This window comes from Geosporobacter ferrireducens (genome assembly GCF_001750685.1).
Taxonomy (GTDB): domain Bacteria; phylum Bacillota; class Clostridia; order Peptostreptococcales; family Thermotaleaceae; genus Geosporobacter; species Geosporobacter ferrireducens.
In genome coordinates this window covers 1644302-1667742 of the sequence record NZ_CP017269.1, presented here as the reverse complement: position 1 = coordinate 1667742, position 23441 = coordinate 1644302, and the positions used below count along the sequence as shown (strand labels likewise).

The 23441-nt window shown below is 39.8% G+C and carries 21 protein-coding genes, 1 riboswitch and 1 other annotated feature; of the genes, 19 read left to right on the top strand and 2 right to left on the bottom strand.

Annotation, left to right across the window (positions count from 1 at the left end):
* The first annotated feature begins 7 nt into the window (after positions 1–7).
* The 8 genes from Gferi_RS08185 to pruA all read left to right on the top strand — a co-directional run bounded on the left by Gferi_RS08185 (position 8) and on the right by pruA (position 6870).
* On the top strand, positions 8–1057 hold the full coding sequence (locus Gferi_RS08185) for an alkaline phosphatase family protein (protein ID WP_069975364.1): 1050 nt from the start codon (positions 8–10) through the stop codon (positions 1055–1057).
* A complete protein-coding gene (locus tag Gferi_RS08180; RefSeq protein ID WP_069975362.1) occupies positions 1054–1575 on the top strand; it encodes a molybdopterin-dependent oxidoreductase in 522 nt (173 codons plus the stop codon). The genes Gferi_RS08185 and Gferi_RS08180 overlap by 4 nt, the downstream gene beginning before the upstream one ends.
* Entirely contained in the window at positions 1545–2219 is a 675-nt protein-coding gene (locus tag Gferi_RS08175; RefSeq protein WP_236932712.1) for an ABC transporter ATP-binding protein, read from the top strand. Before Gferi_RS08180 ends, Gferi_RS08175 begins: the two co-directional genes overlap by 31 nt.
* A gap of 8 nt (positions 2220–2227) precedes the next feature.
* Positions 2228–2893 carry an energy-coupling factor ABC transporter ATP-binding protein gene (locus Gferi_RS08170; RefSeq protein WP_069975359.1) on the top strand — a complete coding sequence of 222 codons (666 nt, stop codon included), beginning with the start codon at positions 2228–2230 and terminating at the stop codon, positions 2891–2893.
* Positions 2883–3611: an energy-coupling factor transporter transmembrane component T family protein gene (locus tag Gferi_RS08165; RefSeq protein ID WP_069975357.1), complete on the top strand. Its 729-nt coding sequence runs from the start codon at positions 2883–2885 to the stop codon at positions 3609–3611. Before Gferi_RS08170 ends, Gferi_RS08165 begins: the two co-directional genes overlap by 11 nt.
* Positions 3612–3621: 10 nt before the next feature.
* The gene (gene mobB / locus Gferi_RS08160; RefSeq protein ID WP_069975355.1) at positions 3622–4275 is read left to right on the top strand and encodes a molybdopterin-guanine dinucleotide biosynthesis protein B; all 654 of its coding nucleotides are present in this window, start codon (positions 3622–3624) and stop codon (positions 4273–4275) included.
* A complete protein-coding gene (locus Gferi_RS08155) occupies positions 4260–4877 on the top strand; it encodes an RIO1 family regulatory kinase/ATPase domain-containing protein (RefSeq protein WP_069975353.1) in 618 nt (205 codons plus the stop codon). The genes mobB and Gferi_RS08155 overlap by 16 nt, the downstream gene beginning before the upstream one ends.
* Positions 4878–5007: 130 nt before the next feature.
* A riboswitch (molybdenum cofactor riboswitch) is annotated at positions 5008–5128 on the top strand.
* Positions 5129–5244: 116 nt separating this feature from the next.
* Positions 5245–6870, top strand: a complete 1626-nt coding sequence (pruA, locus tag Gferi_RS08150; RefSeq protein WP_069975351.1) for an L-glutamate gamma-semialdehyde dehydrogenase — start codon at positions 5245–5247, stop codon at positions 6868–6870.
* 159 nt (positions 6871–7029) lie between these two features.
* Here the strand turns inward: pruA and Gferi_RS08145 are convergent, their stop codons facing one another.
* Positions 7030–8952: a heavy metal translocating P-type ATPase gene (locus Gferi_RS08145; RefSeq protein WP_069975349.1), complete on the bottom strand. Its 1923-nt coding sequence runs from the start codon at positions 8950–8952 to the stop codon at positions 7030–7032.
* Positions 8953–8961: 9 nt separating this feature from the next.
* Positions 8962–9237: a metal-sensing transcriptional repressor gene (locus Gferi_RS08140; RefSeq protein WP_069975344.1), complete on the bottom strand. Its 276-nt coding sequence runs from the start codon at positions 9235–9237 to the stop codon at positions 8962–8964.
* A gap of 322 nt (positions 9238–9559) precedes the next feature.
* Here Gferi_RS08140 and nikA point away from each other — a divergent pair, with 322 nt between their 5' ends.
* From nikA to Gferi_RS08085, 11 genes are all read left to right on the top strand, one after another.
* On the top strand, positions 9560–11182 hold the full coding sequence (nikA, locus tag Gferi_RS08135; RefSeq protein ID WP_069975342.1) for a nickel ABC transporter substrate-binding protein: 1623 nt from the start codon (positions 9560–9562) through the stop codon (positions 11180–11182).
* A gap of 80 nt (positions 11183–11262) precedes the next feature.
* Positions 11263–12198, top strand: coding sequence for a nickel/cobalt ABC transporter permease (opp1B, locus tag Gferi_RS08130; protein WP_069975340.1), 936 nt, complete (start codon positions 11263–11265; stop codon positions 12196–12198).
* Between the two features lies 1 nt (position 12199).
* A complete protein-coding gene (gene opp1C, locus Gferi_RS08125; RefSeq protein ID WP_069975338.1) occupies positions 12200–13018 on the top strand; it encodes a nickel/cobalt ABC transporter permease in 819 nt (272 codons plus the stop codon).
* Between the two features lies 1 nt (position 13019).
* Positions 13020–13832: an ABC transporter ATP-binding protein gene (locus Gferi_RS08120; protein WP_069975336.1), complete on the top strand. Its 813-nt coding sequence runs from the start codon at positions 13020–13022 to the stop codon at positions 13830–13832.
* 11 nt (positions 13833–13843) lie between these two features.
* A complete protein-coding gene (locus Gferi_RS08115) occupies positions 13844–14647 on the top strand; it encodes an ABC transporter ATP-binding protein (protein WP_069975334.1) in 804 nt (267 codons plus the stop codon).
* On the top strand, positions 14625–15953 hold the full coding sequence (locus tag Gferi_RS08110) for an MATE family efflux transporter (protein WP_069975332.1): 1329 nt from the start codon (positions 14625–14627) through the stop codon (positions 15951–15953). The genes Gferi_RS08115 and Gferi_RS08110 overlap by 23 nt, the downstream gene beginning before the upstream one ends.
* Positions 15954–15997: 44 nt before the next feature.
* Positions 15998–17605, top strand: a complete 1608-nt coding sequence (locus Gferi_RS08105; RefSeq protein ID WP_156782347.1) for a sensor histidine kinase — start codon at positions 15998–16000, stop codon at positions 17603–17605.
* A complete protein-coding gene (locus Gferi_RS08100; RefSeq protein ID WP_069975328.1) occupies positions 17598–18344 on the top strand; it encodes a response regulator transcription factor in 747 nt (248 codons plus the stop codon). Before Gferi_RS08105 ends, Gferi_RS08100 begins: the two co-directional genes overlap by 8 nt.
* Positions 18345–18890: 546 nt before the next feature.
* Positions 18891–20030 carry an aldo/keto reductase gene (locus Gferi_RS08095; protein ID WP_069975322.1) on the top strand — a complete coding sequence of 380 codons (1140 nt, stop codon included), beginning with the start codon at positions 18891–18893 and terminating at the stop codon, positions 20028–20030.
* 35 nt (positions 20031–20065) lie between these two features.
* Positions 20066–20452 carry a MerR family transcriptional regulator gene (locus Gferi_RS08090; RefSeq protein ID WP_069975319.1) on the top strand — a complete coding sequence of 129 codons (387 nt, stop codon included), beginning with the start codon at positions 20066–20068 and terminating at the stop codon, positions 20450–20452.
* A 179-nt stretch (positions 20453–20631) separates the two neighbouring features.
* Positions 20632–20899: a binding site (T-box leader), on the top strand.
* A 65-nt stretch (positions 20900–20964) separates the two neighbouring features.
* Positions 20965–23337 carry a valine--tRNA ligase gene (locus Gferi_RS08085; protein ID WP_069975317.1) on the top strand — a complete coding sequence of 791 codons (2373 nt, stop codon included), beginning with the start codon at positions 20965–20967 and terminating at the stop codon, positions 23335–23337.
* Positions 23338–23441: the final 104 nt, after the last annotated feature.

Sequence of the window (23441 nt, the reverse complement as noted above, 5' to 3'; positions counted from 1 at the left end):
GTGTAAAATGGGCACGAAAAAAAAGACAGTTGCAGTGACTTTAATACTGCTAATTTTGTTCCTTACCGCCTGTGATATGCTGCCGGCGTCTAATAGCAGCCCTGTTCCGGCAGACGCCGGGACAAAAGGGATCACCCTGTTTAACAAAGATCAAAATCTGGTTACTGCGTATATACCAAAGGAAAAGGTACACCTGGGGCAGAGCCTGGGAGCAGCAAAAGAGAATATTTCAGTAATCACAGACTCCGGCTCAGTCATTAACACTACAGCTGATGTTTATCTGAGCGGTGCGCCAATGGCCGTGCATATCCCTGACCGGGATAAAGTCATTGAGAATGTGGTGGGCATTTATTTATGGGAGGATTTTAACAGTGTAACCGACACATTCTACGATGCAAAAAGTTATCTGGATGCCGGAGAAAAGGTAATGGTAGTATTGCTGGATGGCTTCTCCCTTAAACAATACGAACTGGCAAAGGAGCGGGAATATGTAACCTATTTAAGCCGGTATTTTAAGCATGAGGCGTTAAGTGTATATACCCCTGTAACAAATGCAGGGTTTGCAGCAATGATAACCGGTAAAAATCCCGATGCAAATGGTGTCCATGACAGAAGTTTCAGGAAAATGAAGGTGGAGAGTATATTTGGTTATGCTTTAAATAAGAGCAGGCGGGTACTATTGCTTGAAGGAGACATAAAGATACTGGATACTGAAATTGAACCTGTGCTGCATATGGATTTAAACAGGGATGGAGATATAGATGACGAGATTTTTCAGACAGCAAAAATGGAGGCGCAGAAGGACTACGACCTGATATTTATTCACTTCCACGGTATTGACGACAGAGGTCACAGCTATGGCCCCGAAGCCTTGGAAACAATGGATTATATAAAAAAAATCGATGGTTATATTGAAGAGATCAGCAGCATCTGGAATGGCCCTATGCTATTGACGGCAGACCATGGGATGCACAAGACAGAGAATGGCGGCAGCCACGGCATGTGCATACAGGAAGATATGATCGTACCTTATTTTAAGAAGGAGCAGCGAAAATGAACAAAAGGGTATTTAGTGTAATTTTAATATTTATAGGGCTATTCCTGGCTGTTTGGATATCTTTAAGGATGAATCAGCCCACCATAGAAGCACAAAAAAAACTGTTGGAAAATGCTGCACTTCTTCTTGTAGATGGAGATCAGGAATTTGTCATAAATATAAACGATTTAAAGGGAATAGGGGAAGAAGTATTTGAGGCAGTACTGGATACATCTTCTACAGACCCATCCTTGCATACCTACCACGGGGTGCAGTTAAAAAATATACTAACCCGCTATCAAATTGCCTTAGAGGATAAAGCGGTGCTGATACTTAGCGGGGCAGACAGCTACGCTGTAGCTTACGGGCTGGAAGAGGTGCTGGCGGATCAAAATGTATACATTGCATTTATGGAGGATGGAAATTACCTGGGAAGCAAAGAGAATGGGGGCAGAGGCCCATATGAATCCATCGTGGTATCCGATCCGTTCAGCAACAGAAGGTGTAAATGGCTTACGAAGGTCGAGGTCAGAAGATGAATGCGGTTGAAATCAGAGATTTAAGCTTTAAATATAAAGGTTCAAAAGAAAATATATTGAAGAATATAAACCTGGAGATAAAGAAAGGGGAAATTACTGCAATTGTTGGGAAAAGCGGCTGCGGAAAAAGTACTCTTTGCAGGTGTATCTGCGGGCTGATCCCCAGGGTATATCCGGGGAAGCTTTCAGGAGATGTCCTGCTGTTCGGTGAGCATATTAAAGATATGAACTTAGCACAGATTGTTCCAGTGGTTGGGATGATTTTTCAAAATCCCTCAACCCAGCTGTTTTCTCCTACCATTGAAGATGAGCTGGCATTTGGTCCTGAGAATCTGTGTGTAGACCGGGAAGAAATCGGAAAGAGAATGAATGCTATGCTTGAAGTGATTCATATGGAAGACTATAGGTATGAAAATCCAAATCATCTGTCAGGAGGGCAGCAGCAGCTTATCGCAATAGCATCTGTACTGATGCTGAATCCTAAAATACTGATATGCGATGAGATCATGTCCTGGATCGATGAAGATGGCAGGGATGTAGTCAAAAAAGTGCTGCTGAAGCTAAAGAGAGAAGGAAAAACCATTATTATGGTTGATCATAATACGGAAAATATTGAGATTGCAGATAAAATAATCTATGTATAGGGAGGACTATGGATAATCTTATTGAAGTAAGCAATATTACGTATCAATACCATAAAGGAAGAAAGGTTTTTGAAGACTTTTCGGTGCAATTCGATTGCCGGGAATCGACGGTTATCACGGGGAAAAACGGCTCCGGAAAGACAACCCTGACAAAGCTGATTATGGGAATCCTGAAGCCCCAGTCAGGCAACATCTTTATTTTTGGCAAGAACACAAAAGACTTGTCGCTGGGGCAGACCGGTGAGATGATCGGTTACGTTTTACAATACCCCGAACGTCAGATTTTTGCTGCTTCAGTGATGGAAGAACTTACATTCCCTTTGTTATTTAAAGGAGAAAAAAAAGAGGACATTCTATTGAAGGCCGAAGAGCTGATTCAAATCTTTGAACTGGAAAAAGTAAGGGAATCCTATCCCTTTTTCTTAAGCTATGGGGAAAAAAGAAGGTTGGCCATTGCGTCGGTTTTAATGAATAACCCCAGATATCTTGTACTGGATGAGCCTACAGCTTCTCTCGACAAAGACAGAATAAGAGCTCTTTCGCAGGTTTTAAACAAGCTAAAGGGAAAAAACATTGGTACCCTAATGATCACCCATGACAAAAATTTTATAGAAGCACATGGGGAAAGGATAATACAACTGGAGGGGGGACAAATCATAAAGGATGAAAAATAACAGCTTAGACCCCAGGACAAAGCTGGTAATGGTACTGGTATTATCGACCTTGGCGCTTATATACAACAGTTTGTTCAGCCTGGCGATGATACTGGCAGCAGCAGTTCTGATAGCATTGGCTTTAAGCAGTAATCTCATTTCAATGCTGGCAAGGCTCAAAAAACTTATAGGAGGAATGATCGCAATCGGGGTTGCCCAGAGTATTTTTATAAAGTCAGGTAATCCGATCATAACCATAGGGAGTCTGGCATTACTCACAGATTATGGGCTCGCCAAAGCATTGGAATTTATTTTAAGATTAGGCATTATTATAATTTCTTCTGTGATCATAACCACATCCAGCAGCAGGGAGGTCGTACAGGGACTGGTACAGATGAAAGTGCCCTATGAAATTGCCTTTATGGTCTCTACAGCGGTAAGGTTTTTGCCTCTGTTCAGGGAAGAAATGACGGATATGGTAACGGCTTTGCAGCTGAGAGGGATTGACCTGAAAAAAATAAGATTGAGAGAAAAGTTAAAAATATATAAATACTTGCTTCTGCCCATTACAACAAACGCCATACTCAGAGCAAGAGAGCTTGCAACGGCCATGGAAATGAGAGCATTCAGAGCATATCCGCACAGAACCAGTTATAGGGTATTGGAAATGAAAATGAAGGATTATTTATTCATATCTACAAGTTTAATAGCAGCATTGGCATTTATTATCCTGCTGTAGGAGGCGTAAGATGAGAGTAATATCGGTGATAGGTATAACTGATTCGGGGAAAACAACCACCATAGAAAACATCATAAAGGAGCTCAAGCGGAGGGGCTATACTGTAGGGACGGTTAAGGAAGTTCACTTTCACAACTTTAAAATGGATGTGGAAGGCACAAACACAGACAGACATAGAAAAGCCGGAGCGCAGCTCGTTACAGCAAGGGGAGAATATGAAACCGATATACTGTATCAGGAAAAGCTAAGCATCCATAAAATACTGTCCTTCTATACCCAGGATTTTGTCATACTGGAAGGTGTGAGGGACACATCGGTACCAAAGATACTAACCGCCCATGATATAAAGGGCATTGAAGACCGGCTGGATGAGACTGTATTTGCAATATCCGGAAGAATATCTGCCCAGACAGCTCAATACAAAGGTTTGCCCGCTATAAACGCCATGACAGACGTAGAGAAGCTTGTCGACCTAATTGAAGAAAGGGCCTGTGGGTTTTTTCCAGATAGGAAGGAAGCATGTTTTAAGGTTACAGTAAACAAACGGGAGATTTCCGTATCTCTATCAGCACAAAAACTATTAGACAGTGCAGTAGAAGCTTTGCTTGGAGAACTGGACGGTTATTGGGAAAATGGAGAAATTGAGATATGTATCAGAAAATAAGACTTAAAAGCAAGAAAAACCAAGTATACAGGATTATAGAGGATGACAGGAGCTTTATAGAAAAAAACTTTATAGAAACGGAGAAAATGGAAAAGGAAGCAGAAATATTAAGGACTCTGAAAAAACAAGGCTGTAATGTGCCGGCAGTACTTAAAATATATGAAAATACTTTGCTATTGGAAGATTTGGGGGAAGTTACCCTGTTGGACTGGTATGGGAAAAAGGAAAAGGAAGGTGCCGTAGATTACTCTGAAATGATAAACAGGCTAAGTCAATGGATGAAATCTTTCTATTCCATTACCTACCATTATTACAACAAAAGTATTATATTGCGGGATGTAAATTTTAGAAATTTTATGATTAAAGACGATGAAGTTTATGGGGTGGATTTTGAGGATGTACAAGCTGGAAATATAGAAACAGACGCAGGAAAGCTGGCGGCCTTCTCCATGACATACCATCCGGAAATGACAGCGTGGAAGCTCCTTTTTGCTGCAGAACTGGAGAGAACCTTATCGCGGGAATTAAAGCTGGATAGAGGATTGGTTTTGCAAGAGCGGGAGAAGGAGCTTCTTCGAATGAAAAGCAGGAGAGCAATTTAACTGTATGGAGGAACAACGCTTAGTTAAGAAACAAGTTGAGTTTATAGAGGAAATGGTATATAATGCATATATAGTTTTTAAAATATTATGAATTCAGCATACACTCATAAAAGCGTATTTTTATAACGAATGTTGAACGTCTCTTCGAGTCTGTTTATCTAAGGACAATCGTCTATGATTTTAAGACCGATAGGGTAAAGCCGGAAACGGTTCTGCCTCCCAGTGAGGAAAGAAGAGATCGTGGTAGAGTATAACGAAAATAATACATAGGTATTATTTTCGTTTGTTTGCTATGGTCAAATAACACCTTCTTTTTAATAGACTGCGGAGACGTAATGAAGTTTATTAACTAAAGGAGGATTTTTTTATGTCTAATGCACGTTTTAAAGCAAGAAAACCAGAAAATGAAGTTGTATTATCCTATGAAAAAGACAGTGCCGAACGAATTAGCCTAAAGGCGAAGCTGTCGGAATTAAAGCAGCAGCAGTTGGAAATACCTTTAATAATAGGTGGAAAAGAGATATATACAGGCAATATTCAGAAATGTGTAGTTCCCCATAATAAAAATCATGTTCTTGCAACCTATCATATGGCGGGTGAAAAAGAAGTCAAAGCAGCCATTGAAGCAGCTTTGGAAGCTAAAAAAGAGTGGGTTAAAATGCCATGGCACCATAGGGCATCGATATTTTTAAAAGCTGCGGAGCTGTTAGCCGGGCCTTGGCGGATGACGCTAAATGCAGCAACCATGTTGGGGCAAAGTAAGACCGCTTATCAAGCGGAAATTGATTCGGCATGTGAGTTGATAGATTTTCTGAGATTTAACGTATACTTTATGTCGGAAATTTATAATGAACAAATCATATCTACCAATGAAAGCTGGAACAGAATAGAATATAGACCTCTTGAAGGTTTTGTTTTTGCTGTAACTCCCTTTAATTTTACTGCTATAGGGGGCAATTTATCCATAGCACCTGCCTTAATGGGAAATACAGTTCTTTGGAAGCCTGCAGGCACGTCTATATATTCTAACTATTTTATCATGAAATTATTACAGGAAGCGGGACTGCCCGATGGCGTTATAAATTTTGTTCCAGGTGCAGGAAATTTGATTGGAAATGTAGTTTTCAACAATGAATGCTTTGGGGGAATCCACTTCACGGGGTCTACGGAAGTGTTTAACAGTATGTGGAAGATCATTGGCGAAAATATAGATAAATATAAGTCGTATCCCAGGATTGTAGGAGAAACCGGAGGAAAGGATTTTGTATTTGCCCATAAGGATGCAGATGTGAATCGGCTTGTTACGGCTTTAATAAGGGGAGCCTTTGAATATCAGGGACAAAAGTGCTCAGCCGCTTCCCGGGCATATATTCCTGAAAGCTTATGGCCTGCAGTAAAATATAAATTGATGGGCGAAGCTGCCACGATTAGAGTAGGAGATGTAGAAGATTTTACGAATTTTATGGGTGCTGTCATAGACAAAAATTCATTTGACAGGATCAAAGGATATATTGATTATGCGCATAATTCTCATGAGGCTGAAATTATCTTCGGAGGAAATTGTGATGATTCAGCAGGTTACTTTATTGAGCCGACAATTATCGTTGCACAGAATCCATATTTTAAAACAATGACTGAAGAAATCTTTGGCCCTGTGCTTACCATATATGTATACGCGGATGACAAACTTGAAGAAACACTTAGGATATGTAATGAATCTACTCCGTATGGATTAACCGGTTCAATTTTTTCGCAAAATAGAAGGGCACTGGTTGAAATGGAGAATATGCTTGATTATGCAGCAGGAAATCTATATATCAATGATAAACCAACAGGTGCAGTGGTAGGACAACAGCCCTTTGGCGGGGGAAGAGCTTCAGGCACAAACGATAAGGCGGGCAGTAAGTTAAACCTGCTTAGGTGGGTCAGCCCCAGGGTAATAAAAGAAACCTTTGACCCTTCAGATAACTATAAATACGCATTTATGGAATAGGCTCAAGGAAACAAGCACGGGGGCACGCTGCCGGCTGCAGAAAACAATACTTTTTTACCCATGATAGGATTCCCCTGGATAAAGCCAATGAAATAGAAAGGTAAGCATATATTACACTGCAATAATATATGCTTACCTTTTTGAATGGAAAGATGCTTTTTATGACAGGTCCAGATTAGAGCAGATTGGTTTATGCGTATTTAATCTGGAATATTTGGTATCACTTTTGAAGTTTAGTAAAAATGCAGAATTTATAATTACGGCAACAGAGCCGACATTGTGGACCAAGGCGCCAAGAACGGGCCCTAAAGTACCTGTCATTGCGAATAAAATGGCTGCAAAATTGAGAAGCAGGGATAGAACGATATTTAGCTTTATCGTTGCCATTGTTTTTTGAGATAGCCTTAATAGGTGGGGAATTGATTTGATGTCATCACTGACAAGCGTAATATCAGCAGCATCAACTGCGATGTCACTGCCAATGCCACCCATTGCAAGGCCTACGTATGCTTTTTTCAGAGCAGGCGCATCATTAATACCATCACCAACCATGCAGACCATTTCATTCTTATTCTGATACTGTTCGATGATAGACATTTTATCTTCCGGCAGGCACTCCGGATGAACCTTCCCAATGCCAACATGCTTTGCAATATGGGAAGCCGCTTGGGGGTTATCGCCAGTGAGCAATATGCTTTCTATATTCAGGTCGTGAAGATTTTGAACCATTTCGGCAGAATCTCCCCGCAATGTATCAGATAAAGCTATAAAACCAACCCCGGCATCATTAACAGCAACATAGATAATTGTACAGCCCTCATTTCTATATGTAGATGCTTTGCCCAGCATATCGTCAGGTATTGCAACTGCGTTTTCAATGAGCAGTTCCGCATTTCCGGCAAGAATGATCTCATCTGCAACAGCTGCTTTAACCCCCCGGCCTGCAAGCATTGTGAATTTTTGTGGTTCTGCTAAAGAGATATTTGATTTATTTCTAAAATGAGAAATTACAGCTTTACCTAAGGGATGCTCAGAACGTAGTTCGGCAGAGGCTGTCAGTGCCAATAATCTTTCTGGACTTATATCTGAATGGAAGCTTTCCACTCCTACGACAGCAGGCTTTCCATGAGTGAGCGTACCGGTTTTATCAAATGCAATTCTGGTGATTTTTGATAATCTTTCCAGCGCATCCCCTTCACGAACAAGGATCCCAAACTTGGTAGCATTGCCGATTCCCGCCATAATGGCGGTAGGGGTAGCCAATACTAAGGCGCAGGGACAGAACACCACAAGAATGGTAACGGCACGAATCACTTCTCCTGTAGCAATCCACGTACCAACTGCAGATAGGAGCGCAATTACAACGATCCAAGTAGCCCACCGGTCTGCCATACCCACAATTTTAGCCTTGCTTGCATCTGCGGATTCTACAAGCCGGATCATTCTCTGTAATGAGCTGTTTTCGCCAACCTTGGTGGCTTTCATATCGAAGGTACCGAACTGATTAACCGTTCCGCTGGAAACTTCATCCCCCATACCTTTATCAACGGGCAGGGATTCACCTGTCATGACCGATTGATTGATAGAGGTTCGCCCGGAAATAATAACGCCGTCAGCAGCAATGGTTTCCCCCGGAAGTACGCGGAGTATATCAGCAACCTGAACCTTTTCTGCCGGTATGATGCTTTCTTCTCCATTGCGAAGAATTCTAGCAGTAGGCGGGGTAAGCTGTATCAACTTTTCAATACCGGCACGGGCTTTTGCAACGGTACGGTCCTCTAACAGCGCACCCAGTGCCATGATAAAGGCAACCTCTCCCGCAGCAAAGTTTTCACCGATCAAAACCGCTGCAATCAGTGCCAGTGAAACCAAAACATCCGCTTTAATATCAAATTCTCGGATAAGGCCTTCCAAAGCGCCCTTGACAATAGGAAGGCCGCAGAAAATAATGGCTATCCATGCGGCATCAATTTTAAAATGGCCAATATCAAAAAAGCTGATGAGCAATGCTATAGCCGACAGGATTAAAAACAGCAGGGTACGTTTTTCTTCATCTTTAAAAAAATCTATAATCCTCTGCATTTATATCACCTAACCCATTCTGGAAAAATGCTCTACAGCTTTGGCAAATTCCGCAATCGTTTTATCGGCATCTCCATGTTCTATACCATCCCGTACGCAGTGCTGCAAATGGCCCTCTAAAACTGCCTGACCAACCTTATGAAGTGCACTTTTTGCTGCATTGATTTGTATTAAAATATCTTCGCAAGGAACATCCTTATCCACCATTGTAGAAATGGCTCTAAGCTGCCCCTCAATTTTTTTAATTCTTGCCTGAATCTTTGGAATATCCATACACTGACGCATATTTGAATCCTCCTTCAACGAAATTATACCCATAGGGGTATGGGTATAATGTATCAGGTCATATATATTTTGTCAATGATATTTTGTCTGGGACTGAAAGTATAAAAATCTGATTAGGGATTACAAGGATGTATGCAATTATGATCCTGTTTTTAGCAGAACACCCAAAAGTACAAAAAATATCCTAATTGTGCATAGACAGTATCAAAGAGTTCTTATATAATTGTGAGGAAATGAAGATGATTATTATTATCATTTACTCGATGTGTTCGTAGGATTTTCTGGATCGATGCACTATATTACACATGAAAGGGGTACTAATATGCTATTCAAGAGCAGAATGATCAAATCATTCATTATGATGATCCTATTTGTAGCGATGTTTACCGGTTGTTCTTCAGGAGGAAAAGCAGACACTGCTGCTGAAGAAAACAAAAATAATGAAAACAATACAAAAGATGAAATCGTTTACGTTAATTTTAGAGACATAAGGGATTTGAACCCGCATATTTACAGTGGAGAGCTTTTTGCACAAAATTTGCTGTTTGAAGGCCTTGTAATGATTACTGATGAGGGCGTTAAGCCTTGGCTTGCAAAGGACTGGGATATATCTGAAGATGGACGCACCTATACCTTTCATATAAGACAGGGAATAACTTTTTCTGATGGGCATAAATTTGATGCTCATGCGGTAGAAGCCAATATTCAAGCTATTTATGATAACAAAGAGCGACATGGTTGGCTTGAAAGCATTCGCTTATTAGACGGGTTTGCTGCCATAGATGATTATACCTTTGAGATGAAATTAAAGGAGCCCTACTACCCGCTTCTGGTAGAACTGGCAGTAACACGGCCTTTTAGGTTCATATCTCCGAATTGTTTTATTGACGGGACGACTAAAAACGGCGTAAATGGGCTGATTGGTACAGGAAAATATGTTCTTGCGGAAAACCACAAGGATCAATATGCCGTCTTTGACGTGAACACAAACTACTGGGGTGAGAGGCCAGAGATTAGCCGGATTATTGCAAAGGTTATTCCAGATAATCAAATCAGAACCCTCGCTCTGGAAAAAGGAGAGATTGATATTATATTTGGAACCAACATGGTTGATGCAGAAACCTATCTTAAGTTTTCCAAAATGGAAGGCTTTGGGGCCAGTTTATCAGATCCGCTGGCTACAAGGATGCTTATTATGAATTCAACGGATAAAATTCTATCAGATGTAAATGTACGGCAGGCCATTAATGCGGCAGTAAACCGAGAGGAAATATCTGAGGAAATCTTCTATGGACTGGAATCACCTGCCGACAGACTGCTTGCAAAGACGGTTCCTTATTGCAATGTTGAACTGGAGGGATATAAGTATTCTTTAGAGAAGAGCAATGGTCTTCTTGAGGAGACGGGCTGGAAGATGAATCCGGCCACAGGCGTACGGGAAAAGGATGGCAAGCCTTTGGAAGTTTTAATGCACTATAATGCGGACAGTGTAACAGAAAAAAACATATCTGAATATTTACAGGATCAAATGAGAAATATTGGCCTTAGGCTCAATATCACCGGAGAAGAAGAACAAGCCTATAGGGATAGAATGAAGGCCGGAGATTTTAGCATTACTTTCAATATATCATGGGGCACACCCTATGATCCCCACTCTTTCCTTGGAGGGATGAGAATGCCTGCTGTTTATGGAGACTATGCAGCCCAACAGGGTCTCGAAGAGGTTAAAAAACTTCATGATACAATTTTAGAGGCCTTTACAAGTACAGATGAAATTCAAAGGCAAGCGTATTATGATTACATTCTTACTTATCTACATAATGAAGCCATTTATGTTCCTTTGACCTTTGAGAGAAATAGAGCTGTATACAACGAGAAGGTGAAGAATGTAACCTTTAATCCTTCACAGTACGAAGTACCCCTTGATAGAATGTACATTGAATAAAGCTTTTACTGCAGATTTGGTCATAGAGAAATTTATCTATGACCATCTTCCATGTTTTAAAAGCTATGAGGGAGGTAAAGATGAGAAAATATATCCTCAAAAGGATTTTAATAGCTTTGCCTATGATGCTGGCCGTATCCTTTATTGCCTTTGTTCTCATAAACTTGATTCCGGCGGATCCGGCAGAGGTTGCATTACGGGTGAATGAAATTATCCCCACAGAGGAAGCAATCGCAGGTATGAGAGAAGAGTTGGGATTGAACAGACCCTATTTCCAGCGATATCTTACCTGGCTATGGGATGTGCTCCATTTGGATTTTGGAAATTCCTATGTTCATAAGGACAGAAGGGTAATCGATGAGATTGCCAGAAATTTGCCCGCTACATTGAAGCTTGCGGCTGCCTCTCTATGGATCGTTATCCTGGTAAGCATTCCCCTAGGTATCCTCTGTGCTGTATTTAAGGATAGTATTTTTGATAGGACCGTAAGAATATTTATATTTGTTGCTACGGCTATGCCCAACTATTGGATGGGAATTTTGCTGATATGGTTGTTTGCGGTAAAGTTAGACCTTTTACCGACAGGGGGAAACAAAGAGTCAGGAGCCATTATTCTGCCGGCCGTTACCCTAAGCCTTACCTATATTTCTACCTACGTTCGATTGATACGGACCAATATATTAGAAAATATGACAGAGAATTATGTTTTTTATGCGAGGATCAGAGGGCTAAAGGAGAGAAATATCATTCTAAAACATGTCCTTCGAAATTCTCTCCAATCCTCTATTACTGCTTTGGGAATGAGTATTGTTCAACTTGTGGCCGGAACCGTTGTGATCGAAAACATTTTTTCCTGGCCGGGAATTGGACGATTGTGTATTTCTGCAATTTTCAACAGGGACTATCCCGTCATTCAGGCATATATCCTGATGATGGGAATGCTATTTATTTGCTGTAACCTGATCGTAGATATCCTGCATCATAATCTGGACCCAAGATTGCGGGAGGGAATGTAACATGCTGAAAAAAATAATAAAAGATAAAATAGCTGTAATGACTTTAATCATTATAGTATCCACCATGCTCATTGGGATTTTTGCGGAGGAGCTTGCGCCGAATGATCCGAATAAAACAAGCATATCTAAAAAATATGCCTCAGGTAGCCGGGAATTCCCACTAGGGACGGATCATCTTGGACGCTGCATATTATCCAGGCTTATTCACGGCATTAGGCCCACTTTATTTTTGTCCCTACTCACCATGCTCTGCACAATTACCCTTGGGACAATCATCGGGGTGATATCCGGGTATGCTAGAGGCCTGGTTGATGAGATCCTCATGAGGGTGGTTGATATCATGCTGTCTTTTCCCAGTCAGGTTATGATATTGGCGGTGGTTGGGATGATGGGGGTGGGAATACGCAATGTCATCATTGCCAGCATTGCCATCAAGTGGGCCTGGTATGCTAGGATGATTCGCTCCAGTGTGCTCCGGCACAGCAATAAAAACTATATTTTGTATTCTAAAACGATAGGAACAGGAAAGGGCTTTATTATCATGAGGCACATGATTCCCAACGTTCTACCGGAGGTTATTGTACTGGCGACCCTGGATATGGGCTGGGTGATTATCAGTATTTCCACACTTTCCTTCCTGGGTCTTGGAATTCAAGCACCAGCAGCAGAATGGGGGGCTATGCTAAGCGAGGCAAAAAATGTGATTACTTCCTATCCAACACAAATGCTTGCTCCCGGCATTGCAGTCCTGATCATTGTATCTGCTTTTAATCTGTTGGGGGATAGCTTGAGGGATATATTAGATCCGAAGGAGGTATAGGATGACTGCAGACATATTAAAGGTCAATCATTTAAAAGTACAATACAGAGACAGTAGTGGGATAAGGAGTGTTATTTCCGACATTTCTTTTACTTTAAAGAAAAACCGCTGCCTGGGCATCCTGGGTGAGAGCGGAAGCGGCAAGAGCATGACTTGTAAAGCTATATTAGGGCTTTTGAATAAGGATTTTGAGATCCAGGGAGAAGTCATCTTTAAGGATGTACACCTGTTGAAGGCTGGCAAGAGAAAGATTAGGAATATTAGGGGAAAGGAAATCTCCATGATATTACAAAATCCTATGACTGCTTTCAATCCCCTTTATCCTATACAGGAACAAATTATGGAAACGTTTATTGAAAATATGAATATAGGAAAAAAAGAGGCTTTGGATATTTCTTTAAAAGCATTGGAGGAGATGCACATCCGCTCTCCCAGGGAGGTACTGAAAAAATATCCTCATCAATTGAGTGGAGGAATGCTCCAGCGGGTTATGATAGGGATTGCCCTCACATTAAAACCGGGTATTATTATTGCAGATGAGCCCACTACAGCTGTGGATGCCATCAATGTGGTCAAGGTGATGGAGCAGTTTGTCAAGATCAAAGAAGAATACAATACATCTATGATTTTTATATCTCATGATTTGGGAGCTGTAGCAAAGATTTCCGATGATATTTTAGTGATGAAAGACGGTAAAGTTATAGAGAAGGGAGAAACCCAGTACCTTCTGACGCATTCAAAAAATCAGCATACGAGATATTTAATCAATACGAGAAGGGCATTGGTGGATAGATTTCATCAGGTTATGGGATAGGGGGGAAAGGCATGCTGTTAGAAGTGAAGGATGTCTACAAAAGCTACAAAAAATCCTTTGATATTATGAGCAAGGAAAAGATTGAAATTTTGAAAGGGATATCCCTGTACCTCAAAGAAAGGGAATGCTTGGGTATTATTGGTGAAAGCGGCAGCGGCAAAAGCACCCTAGGCCGTTTAATCATTGGGGTAGAGAAAGCAGACCGGGGGAGTATAGCGATTGAGGGTGCGGATATTACTAAAACCAAAAACAAAGCGATAAAACAAAAGATAAGTGTTGTTTTTCAAGACTATATTTCTTCTGTTAATCCCAGGTTTCAGGTCTTGGATATTCTTTCGGAACCCCTCAGAACCTTTGAGAATTTAGAAAGAAAAGATATTATTCAAAAGGCTATTGATCTCTTAGAAAAAGTAGGTTTGGCAGAGGAATATTTATACCGTTACCCCCATGAACTCAGTGGCGGTCAATTACAGAGGGTGTGTATTGCCAGAGCCATCACTACGAATCCGAAGCTTATTGTTCTTGACGAAGCCATAAGCTCCCTGGATGTGTCAATTCAAGTACAGATATTGGATTTGCTCATCCAGCTAAAAAAGGAGATGAACATATCCTATATTTTTATTACCCACGATTTAACTGCAATTACTTATATCTGTGACCGGGTAATCTTTTTTAAAGAAGGCAGGACAGTTGAGGAAGTGCATTCGATAGCAGATTTAAAAAATGTGAAAGAAGCGTATTCTAAGGCACTGCTGCATGCTGCCATGAGGATGAATGAGAAGGAGGAAATCTATGAAGTCCAAAGAATATCTTAAGCTTGCTATACCCTTTACAATATCAACAATAACACAGCCCTTGCTGGGGGCAGTAGATACAGCTGTTATAGGCAGGCTTGAAGATCCGGCCTACATAGGAGGGGTAGCTGTAGGTACAGTAATTTTCAGCACCCTTTACTGGTTATTTGGGTTTTTGAGAGTCAGCACGTCTGGGTACTCCGCCCAGGCACTGGGAACAAAGGATGAAAAGGATAGTTTATTTGCCCTATTTAGGCCTGGTATTATTGCGCTGATCGTAAGCGCCATATTTTTAATGCTGCAGGTGACTATTATCAGCACGGCTATGAAACTGATTCATCCGGATGCAGCGGTAGCCCGCCAAGCATCCACTTATTTTTACATTTTAATATGGGGCGCCCCCTTTGTTTTGCTAAATTATGTAAACTTGGGATGGCTTATGGGAAGAAAAAAGGTAAAGGCCTCTATGTTTTTGCAGATCTTTACCAACATCCTCAATATTGTTCTGGATATCCTATTTGTAATATACTTTAAAATGGGCGTTGCCGGAGTTGCCTATGCTACCTTGATCGCACAAGCAACAGCTTTTGCCATTGGATTCTATCTCGTTAGCATGAATCTAAATCTATTATCCGTAAAAAATTATCTGACCCAGTTATTTGATAAGACCGCCTTTAAAAAAATTATGGGCGTGAATACAGACCTCATGATCCGGACCGTATGCCTGCTTGTAGTGACCAATATGTTCGTGGCAAAAGGAGCGGCCCTTGGAACCGAAATGCTGGCAGCCAATGCAGTTTTATTTCAGATACACTATATGATTGCTTATTTTTTCGATGGGTTTGCCAATGCATCCAGTGTTTTTGTAGGTACAGCTGTTGGGGAGAAGAATGTAAAGTTATATAGTGAGGTTTTAAAAATCTCTACGAAAATGACTTTTATTTTAGCCGTGGTGATGTCCCTGGGGATATTCTTTTTTAGGGAAGGTATCATCCACATCTTTACGGTGATTGAAAGTGTCATTGATTTAAGCCTGGCCTACTCTCTATGGTTGGTAATTTACCCATTTGCTGTTGGAATTGGTTTGGTATATTATGGATTGTTTACCGGTGCCACTTACACTGCTCCTGTGAGAGATTCAATGCTTTTATCGCTTGCAGCCTTCCTGATGGCTTATTTTGGAATCGTGCCCCTTTGGGGAAACCATGGTTTATGGTTTTCCTATATTCTTTTTAGCTTGGGCCGGAGTATATTTCTGGCATTTTACATTACAAACTTTAAGAAAAAAGTCTTTGCCTTTAAGGGTGAGCAAGCCATTTGTGTATAAAGGGTAAAGCAGATTTGCAAGGTTTTATAGAAGCAGGAGGCATTATGAAAATATCCATCAAAGTAAAAATTATAGTGTCCATATTGATCGCTTTTTTCATAGTATCTTCCATATTTATTTATAACATAGAGGGTAAAGTAAAAGAAAAGGTTAATTTGCTGAATATAGGCCTTACAAACCAACTCATTGATGCCAGGGGCAATCAGATATCCTACTGGATTGAACAGCGGAAAATAGAGCTGGAAATGATGGCCTCCTGTATTATAAATTTTGATATGGATGAAATAAAGGCGAAAGAATATATTTGCTCTGTATATCATGAAAAAAAAGATATTTATCTCGATATGGGAGTTGTAAAGTTTGGTGGCTATAAGCAAAGCTGTGAGGGTATGGGATACCCGGTCAGCCAGGAAAGCTATTACCAAAACGCATTGAAGGAAAATGCCAGCTTTAAAGTGAGCGAGCCCATAGAAAAAAAGGGCCAAAAGATTGTTGTCATGCTTTACAAAGTGGGGGGCGTCAATCGGGAGATTGAGTATATCTATGGAGAGGTTCCCCTTAAGGATTTGATGCGAATAGCCTCTAGAATCAATATATACGAGGGTATGGGAGAAATACTGATAAAAAACAAGAGTATCCAAAAGGGGGAAAAAAATTCCAATCATCATTTTCCCGATGAAAATATTATGGGTTTTGAAACAGATATAAAATCGGCTAGAGGATGGTCCCTTAATTATTATATTCCTGAGAAAAATATGAATGAAATCCATCATGAGATACGGAAAGCGATCCTTGTGTTTGAGATTATCCTTTTAATGATGATAATGATTTTGCTGATTATGAGCTTTGCTTCTATTGTTAGGCCCATTGATAAATTAAAGGAATTGATGAAAAAGGTGGAAGATGGAGATTTATCCGTAAGGTTTCAGAGTAATAGAAGAGATGAAATCGGCAGGCTTATTATGAGTTTTAACAATATGGCAGAGAAGCTTGAAAAGCTGAGTTATCAAGAGAAGGAAATGAGAATTCAAATCATGCAGGAGCAAATCAAACCCCATTTTCTTTACAATACCCTCGATACCATTAAGTGGGTTGCTATGGAAGACAATACAGAGGAAGTGTTGAACCTTATAGATTCTTTAAGTACTTACTTCAGGATCGGACTGAGCAGCGGAAAAGCCTTCATCAGCCTTGATGAAGAGCTTGAACATATAGATAGTTATCTCAGAATTCAAAAGGCAAGATATGAGCAAAGACTGACCTACAGTATCCACTATGATGACTGCTTGATGGAATACAGGGTAATGCGTGTTCTTTTACAACCCATTGTGGAAAATGCCGTGGTCCATGGGGTAAACAAAAAGGAAAGTGGGGGGAAAATCTCTATTTATATTACCGATAAGGATGAAGATATTATTATAAAAATAATAAATAATTCTCAAATGGCTCAGGATGACCTGGAGGAAATCAATCGTGCTTTAAAGGCAGATAAAAAAACAGAAGTCCTAAAAGGCTATGGACTATATAGTGTAAATCACCGGATCAAGCTGGAGTATGGCGAAAAATACGGGTTAGCCCTTCAATCGAAAAGCGGTTGGACTACTGCGGTGATTACAATACCAAAGATAAAGGGGGCGCGTACATATGTTTAAGGTTCTTATAGCAGATGATGAGCCCAAGATCAGAAAAGGACTTAAACAGTGGATAGAGGAAAGTCCCTTTGATTTTCAGGTAGTTGCAGAAGCAAGAAATGGCAGGGAGGCTTTAGAATATACGATAAGGGATTCACCAGAATTGTTCTTCGTAGACATTAACATGCCAATGATGGGTGGATTTGATTTTATTAGTCAGGTGAAAAAGTTTTCTCCAACCAGCATTATGGTGATTATTACTGGTTATGACAATTTTGAGTATGCTCATAAAGCCATAAAATTTCAAGTATTTGATTATTTGTTAAAACCTGTTTCCAAAGGGGAGTTTAACCGTCTTTTGAGAAAAATCGCAGAGACCCTTGGGGCAGATGGGGTGGAAGCGAGTTCAGAAAATAGTGTTGCGTATTCATGCATTATAAGATCTGTCAAAGCCTATATAGATAATCATTTTGATGACAGCCAGCTGGATTTATCCCATGTAGCACAGATATTCAATGTTAATAAATCCTACATTAGCAAGTTGATGAAACAGGAGTTGGGAAAGTCTTTTGTTGAGTATCTAACAGACATCCGATTAGACAAAGCAAGACAAATTCTAGAAAATGATCACGCCAAAGTGACCATGTATAATGTTTCTACAAGGGTAGGCTATACATCACAGCATTATTTTAGCAGAGTTTTTAAAAAGGCTTACGGAATGTCACCTTTGGAGTATAGAAATAGGCCTAATCGTCCGTAGGTTGTTCAAATCAAAGTGCTGTATTTGGAGGAGGCGTATTTTGATAGATTTTCATGAACTGGGTCAAGCAATTATATATCCGGCAGTTGTATTTATCTTATGAATTATACTTTCGAGATTAATAAGCAAGAAGCTTCTGGGTTAGCTTACCTTCTTTGTATGAGCTATGAGCAAAACAGTCAGTTAATGTGAGTTAGTTTCACTTTGACTGGCTTTTTTATTATAAATCTATACTGTGATTATAAATCAATTGTTGTCGATTGAGAAAATATAATAAAGTTGATCTATGATTTGATCACTTCATACGATGAAACTGTCCCCCTGGCGAAGCGGATGTAATGCACTTAGTGTGACTTATATAGTAACAGGGTGAATGGATTTTATATAACCAATCATTTTCTTGCAGGCATACAAAAAAGTACTTGACTTAGAGTTAACTCCAAGTGATAGGATTTAAATAACAGGCTGGTTTTCCAAGGCATTTGAACGCACTTGCCTATTATACATGAAATTATTCTGAAAGATAAAAAAGGGGGAAATATAAAGATGGAGATGAAAAAATTAGGGTTTGGTTTTATGCGTTTACCGGTAAAAAACCAGGATGATTTAACCAGTATTGATACGGATACATTAAATCAGATGGTAGATACTTTTTTGGAAAGAGGCTTTACCTATTTTGATACAGCTTATATGTATCATATGGGCAAGAGTGAGATCGCGATAAGGGAGTCCTTAGTGAAACGTCATAAAAGAGACAGTTTTACTTTAGCGACAAAATTACCAACGATGTTCTTGAAAACAAAGGAAGATCAGGAAAGAATTTTTAACGAACAGTTGGAAAAATGCGGCGTAGATTACTTTGATTACTATCTTCTTCATAACCTGGGCGTAGCGCATTATAAGATAGCCCAAAAACTAGATAGCTTTGCATTTGTTCAGGAGAAGAAAAAAGAAGGAAAAATTAGACAGATAGGATTTTCTTATCATGATAATGCAGACTTGTTGGAGGAAATACTGACAGCCCATCCGGAAGTAGATTTTGTACAGCTGCAAATCAATTACCTGGATTGGGACAATGAAAGCATTCAGTCAAGAAAATGCTACGAGGTAGCAAGAAGGCACAATAAACCGGTTATTGTAATGGAACCTGTCAAAGGGGGTACACTTGCAAAAGTGCCTGAAAAAGCCGGGAAATTATTTAAAGACTACTATTCAGATATGTCCATATCATCATGGGCTATCCGTTTTGCAGCAAGTTATGAGGGAATTATGACGGTATTAAGTGGAATGTCTGATATGGAGCAGTTGCTGGATAATACAGGGTATATGCAAGCGTTTAAGCCATTTGTCCGGGAAGAATATGATGTCGTAAAAAGGGCTGTGGAGGTTATTAATGAAGCAATTGCGATTCCATGTACAGCCTGTCAGTATTGTGTAGATGAATGTCCAAAAAACATAGCCATTCCAAAGTATTTTGCATTATACAATACGGAAAAGCAGTCCTTGAAGACCGCGTTTTCGATACAAAGAGTATATTATGATAATTATACAAAACTGCATGGCAAGGCGTCAGACTGTATAGGATGTAAAAGATGTGAAAGCCACTGTCCGCAGCATATTGAGATTATAAAATGTTTAAAGGATGTGGCGGATACTTTTGAAGCAGAACTTCCTTTACGCAGATAGGGGAGTGCTATGATGTCAGAAGGAGGCAAACGCGCATGACAATTGCAGAAGTAAGTAAGAAATATGGACTTTCAGCGGATACACTTCGTTACTATGAACGTGTTGGGCTCATACCGGAAGTAAAACGGAATAAAAGTGGAATCAGGGACTATACGGAAGAAGACTGCAGGTGGATTGAATTTATCAAATGTATGAGAAGTGCAGGCCTCCCCATTGAAACATTAATTGAGTATGTCAGACTGGTTCAACAGGGTGATGAAACCATTGACGCAAGAAAAGAGCTATTAATAGAACAACGCAAACAGTTAATAGAAAAGATGGAAGATATGAAGAAAACGATAGAACGCTTGGATTATAAAATAGAAATATATGACCAGGCAGTGGTTAAGAAAGAAAATGGACTAAAAAGAACTTATGATTAGTATTTTGTCATCCCAGATAAGAAATTATGTATTAACGCCTCTTTACACCTGGTGCGGAATTAAAAAGTGTAAAGAGGTTGCTTATGGTTTTATATAAATTTACAGAAGCAGGGAAAATATCTGAATATTCGTTGATTTTTTGAAAATAATAAACTATAATAATATAAACGAACACAAACAAAATGGCGTTGATGAGGAGGAGTACATACTCACCCGAAGCACAGAGAGAAGATGGTTGGTGCAAATCTTCGTGACGGGAGTATGGAAGTAGCCTTTGAGCTGTGAACCGAAAAGATACTATCTGAGTAGACTTCACCGGAAATTTCCACCGTTAAAAGGGAAGCGGTATCGGATGATCTTAATAATCAATTATCCCGTATCGGCAGAGAGCAGATAGTCATATCTGAATTTAGGTGGTACCACGGACGCATACAGTTCGCCCTAAGCTAAACATTAGAAAGCTTTAGGCGGACTTTTTGTTTTGTGTTCGTAAAATTTTAGGAGGTGCTGCCATGCAGAAAAACTATGATTTTAAACAGGTAGAAAAAAACATGCAAAGCTTTTGGAAGGAGAATAACATTTATCGCTTTGATGTTGACAGCAAAGATGTAATCTATTCTATTGATACACCACCGCCAACGGTGAGCGGCAGCTTACACATTGGACACATATTTTCTTATACACAAGCAGAAATGATTGCACGTTTTAAGCGTATGCAAGGTTATAATGTCTTTTATCCCTTTGGATTTGATGATAATGGCCTGCCTACAGAAAGGCTTGTGGAAAAAGATGAGGATATTATTGCGAAGAACCTGCCTAGAAGTGAATTTATTATGAAGTGTATTGCTACCACTGAGAAATATGAAAGGGAATTTAAAGACCTATGGCACAGCTTGGGCTTTTCGGTTGACTGGTCACTGCAGTATGAAACCATCAGTCCTATAGTTCAACGAATCTCCCAGAAATCTTTTATACGGCTCTTTGAAAATGGAAAGGCGTATATGAAAGAGTCGCCTGTTTTATGGTGCACAGAATGTCAGACATCCATTGCCCAGGCTGAATTGGAAACGATTGATAAAGATACTGCATTTAATTATATCGCATTTAGGGTAGGTGAAGAAAATCTAATTGTTGCTACAACAAGGCCGGAGCTGCTTTATGGTTGTGTTTGTTTATTTGTAAATCCAGAGGATGGCAGGTACAAGGCGTATGTTGGCAAAAGTGCCATTGTGCCCTTATACAATTATCCTGTTCCTATACTTTATGATGAGAAAGTTAGCATTGAAAAAGGTACCGGTGTGGTTATGTGTGCCACTTTTGGTGACAGTACAGATGTTGAGTGGTATGAAAGACATAAGCTGCCTTACAGAAAGATAATGCTGCCTGATGGAAGGATAGATGAAAGTGTTCCCTTTATTGGAGGACTGAAAGTTATGCCTGCAAGGAAACAGATTATAAAACTTCTGGCGGATAATGGACTGCTTACAGATTCGAAAAATATAATTCATACTGTTGCAGCCCATGAACGGTGTGGAAAAGAAATAGAGATTATATCGTCGAAACAATGGTATATTGATATTCTTTCAAATAAAAAACTATTTTTAGAAGCTGCTGATAAAATTAATTGGTACCCTGCCCATATGAAAAACAGATACACCTTGTGGGTTGAAAATCTAAAATGGGACTGGTGCATATCCCGCCAACGCTACTTTGGCGTTCCTATTCCAGTATGGTATTGTAAAGGGTGTGGTAAAGCTATACTTGCAAGTGAAGACAGGTTGCCTGTAAATCCTCTTGAAACAAGCCCTAATATGCCTTGTGCGTGTGGATGCAATGAATTTATACCTGAGAGTTCCGTATTTGATACATGGGCGACTTCATCAGTTACACCGCAGATAAATGCAAAATGGTGTGAAGAAAATGATATATCCAATAAGCTTTTGCCAATGAGTATGAGAACGCAGGCCCATGAAATTATCCGTACATGGGCATTTTACACAATCGTTAAGAGTCTTTACCATACGGGTGAAATTCCTTGGAAGGATATAATGATTTGTGGATTTGTTCTTGCAAAAAAAGGAGAAAAAATCAGTAAATCAAAGCGTAATTCTGAACAGTCACCAGCTGTGCTTATTGAAAATCATTCTGCTGATGTTATAAGGTATTGGGCTGCCAATTCCAAGCTTGGTACAGATACATTCTTCTCTTTGGAAGAATTGAGCATTGCTAAGAGATTTATTACCAAGCTATGGAATGCATCAAAATTTGCAATATCCCATTTATATGATATTGACCTGAGTGCTGAAATAGATTTAATGCCTGTTGATCGGTGGATAATAGAGCGCTGCAGACAAACTACATTTGAGGCGGCAAAGCTTCTGAACCAATATGAAATAGGTTCGGCAAGGCACGAAATAGATGACTTTTTCTGGAAAGATTTATGTGATTATTACCTGGAGATTGTCAAAGAACGCTTATACCAGCCGGAGAAACACGGATATAAGGAACGCCAATCGGCACAATATGCATTGTATTATTGCATGCTTAATATTCTTAAGCTATATGCCATTTATGTTCCACACATCACTGAATATATCTACCAGGAGTTTTTCAAACGAAATGAGCGCAGCATTTCCGTGCATAAGCTTTGTTGGGAGAATATCACCGCCATAGATAGCGAGATTATTATGTTTGGGGAAGCGTTAAAGAAAATTGTCGCAGACACAAGGAAGTATAAGTCAGAAAATGCCTTATCCATGAAAGCAGAAATAGAAGAGGTCATGGTCAAATCCGATACTAAATTTATCGAGATGTTTAAGCAGACCGTTCACGATATTAGGGCCTGTTGCAAAGCTAAGGAAATAAAAATAATTCAACAAGAGTGAGAAAAGGGCTTAGATCATCTAGGCCCTTTTTATGCTTAAGCAATTCGGTCATAAAGCTACTATCTGTGGATCAAGTGAGGACACACCTGACTTGATTCAGTATT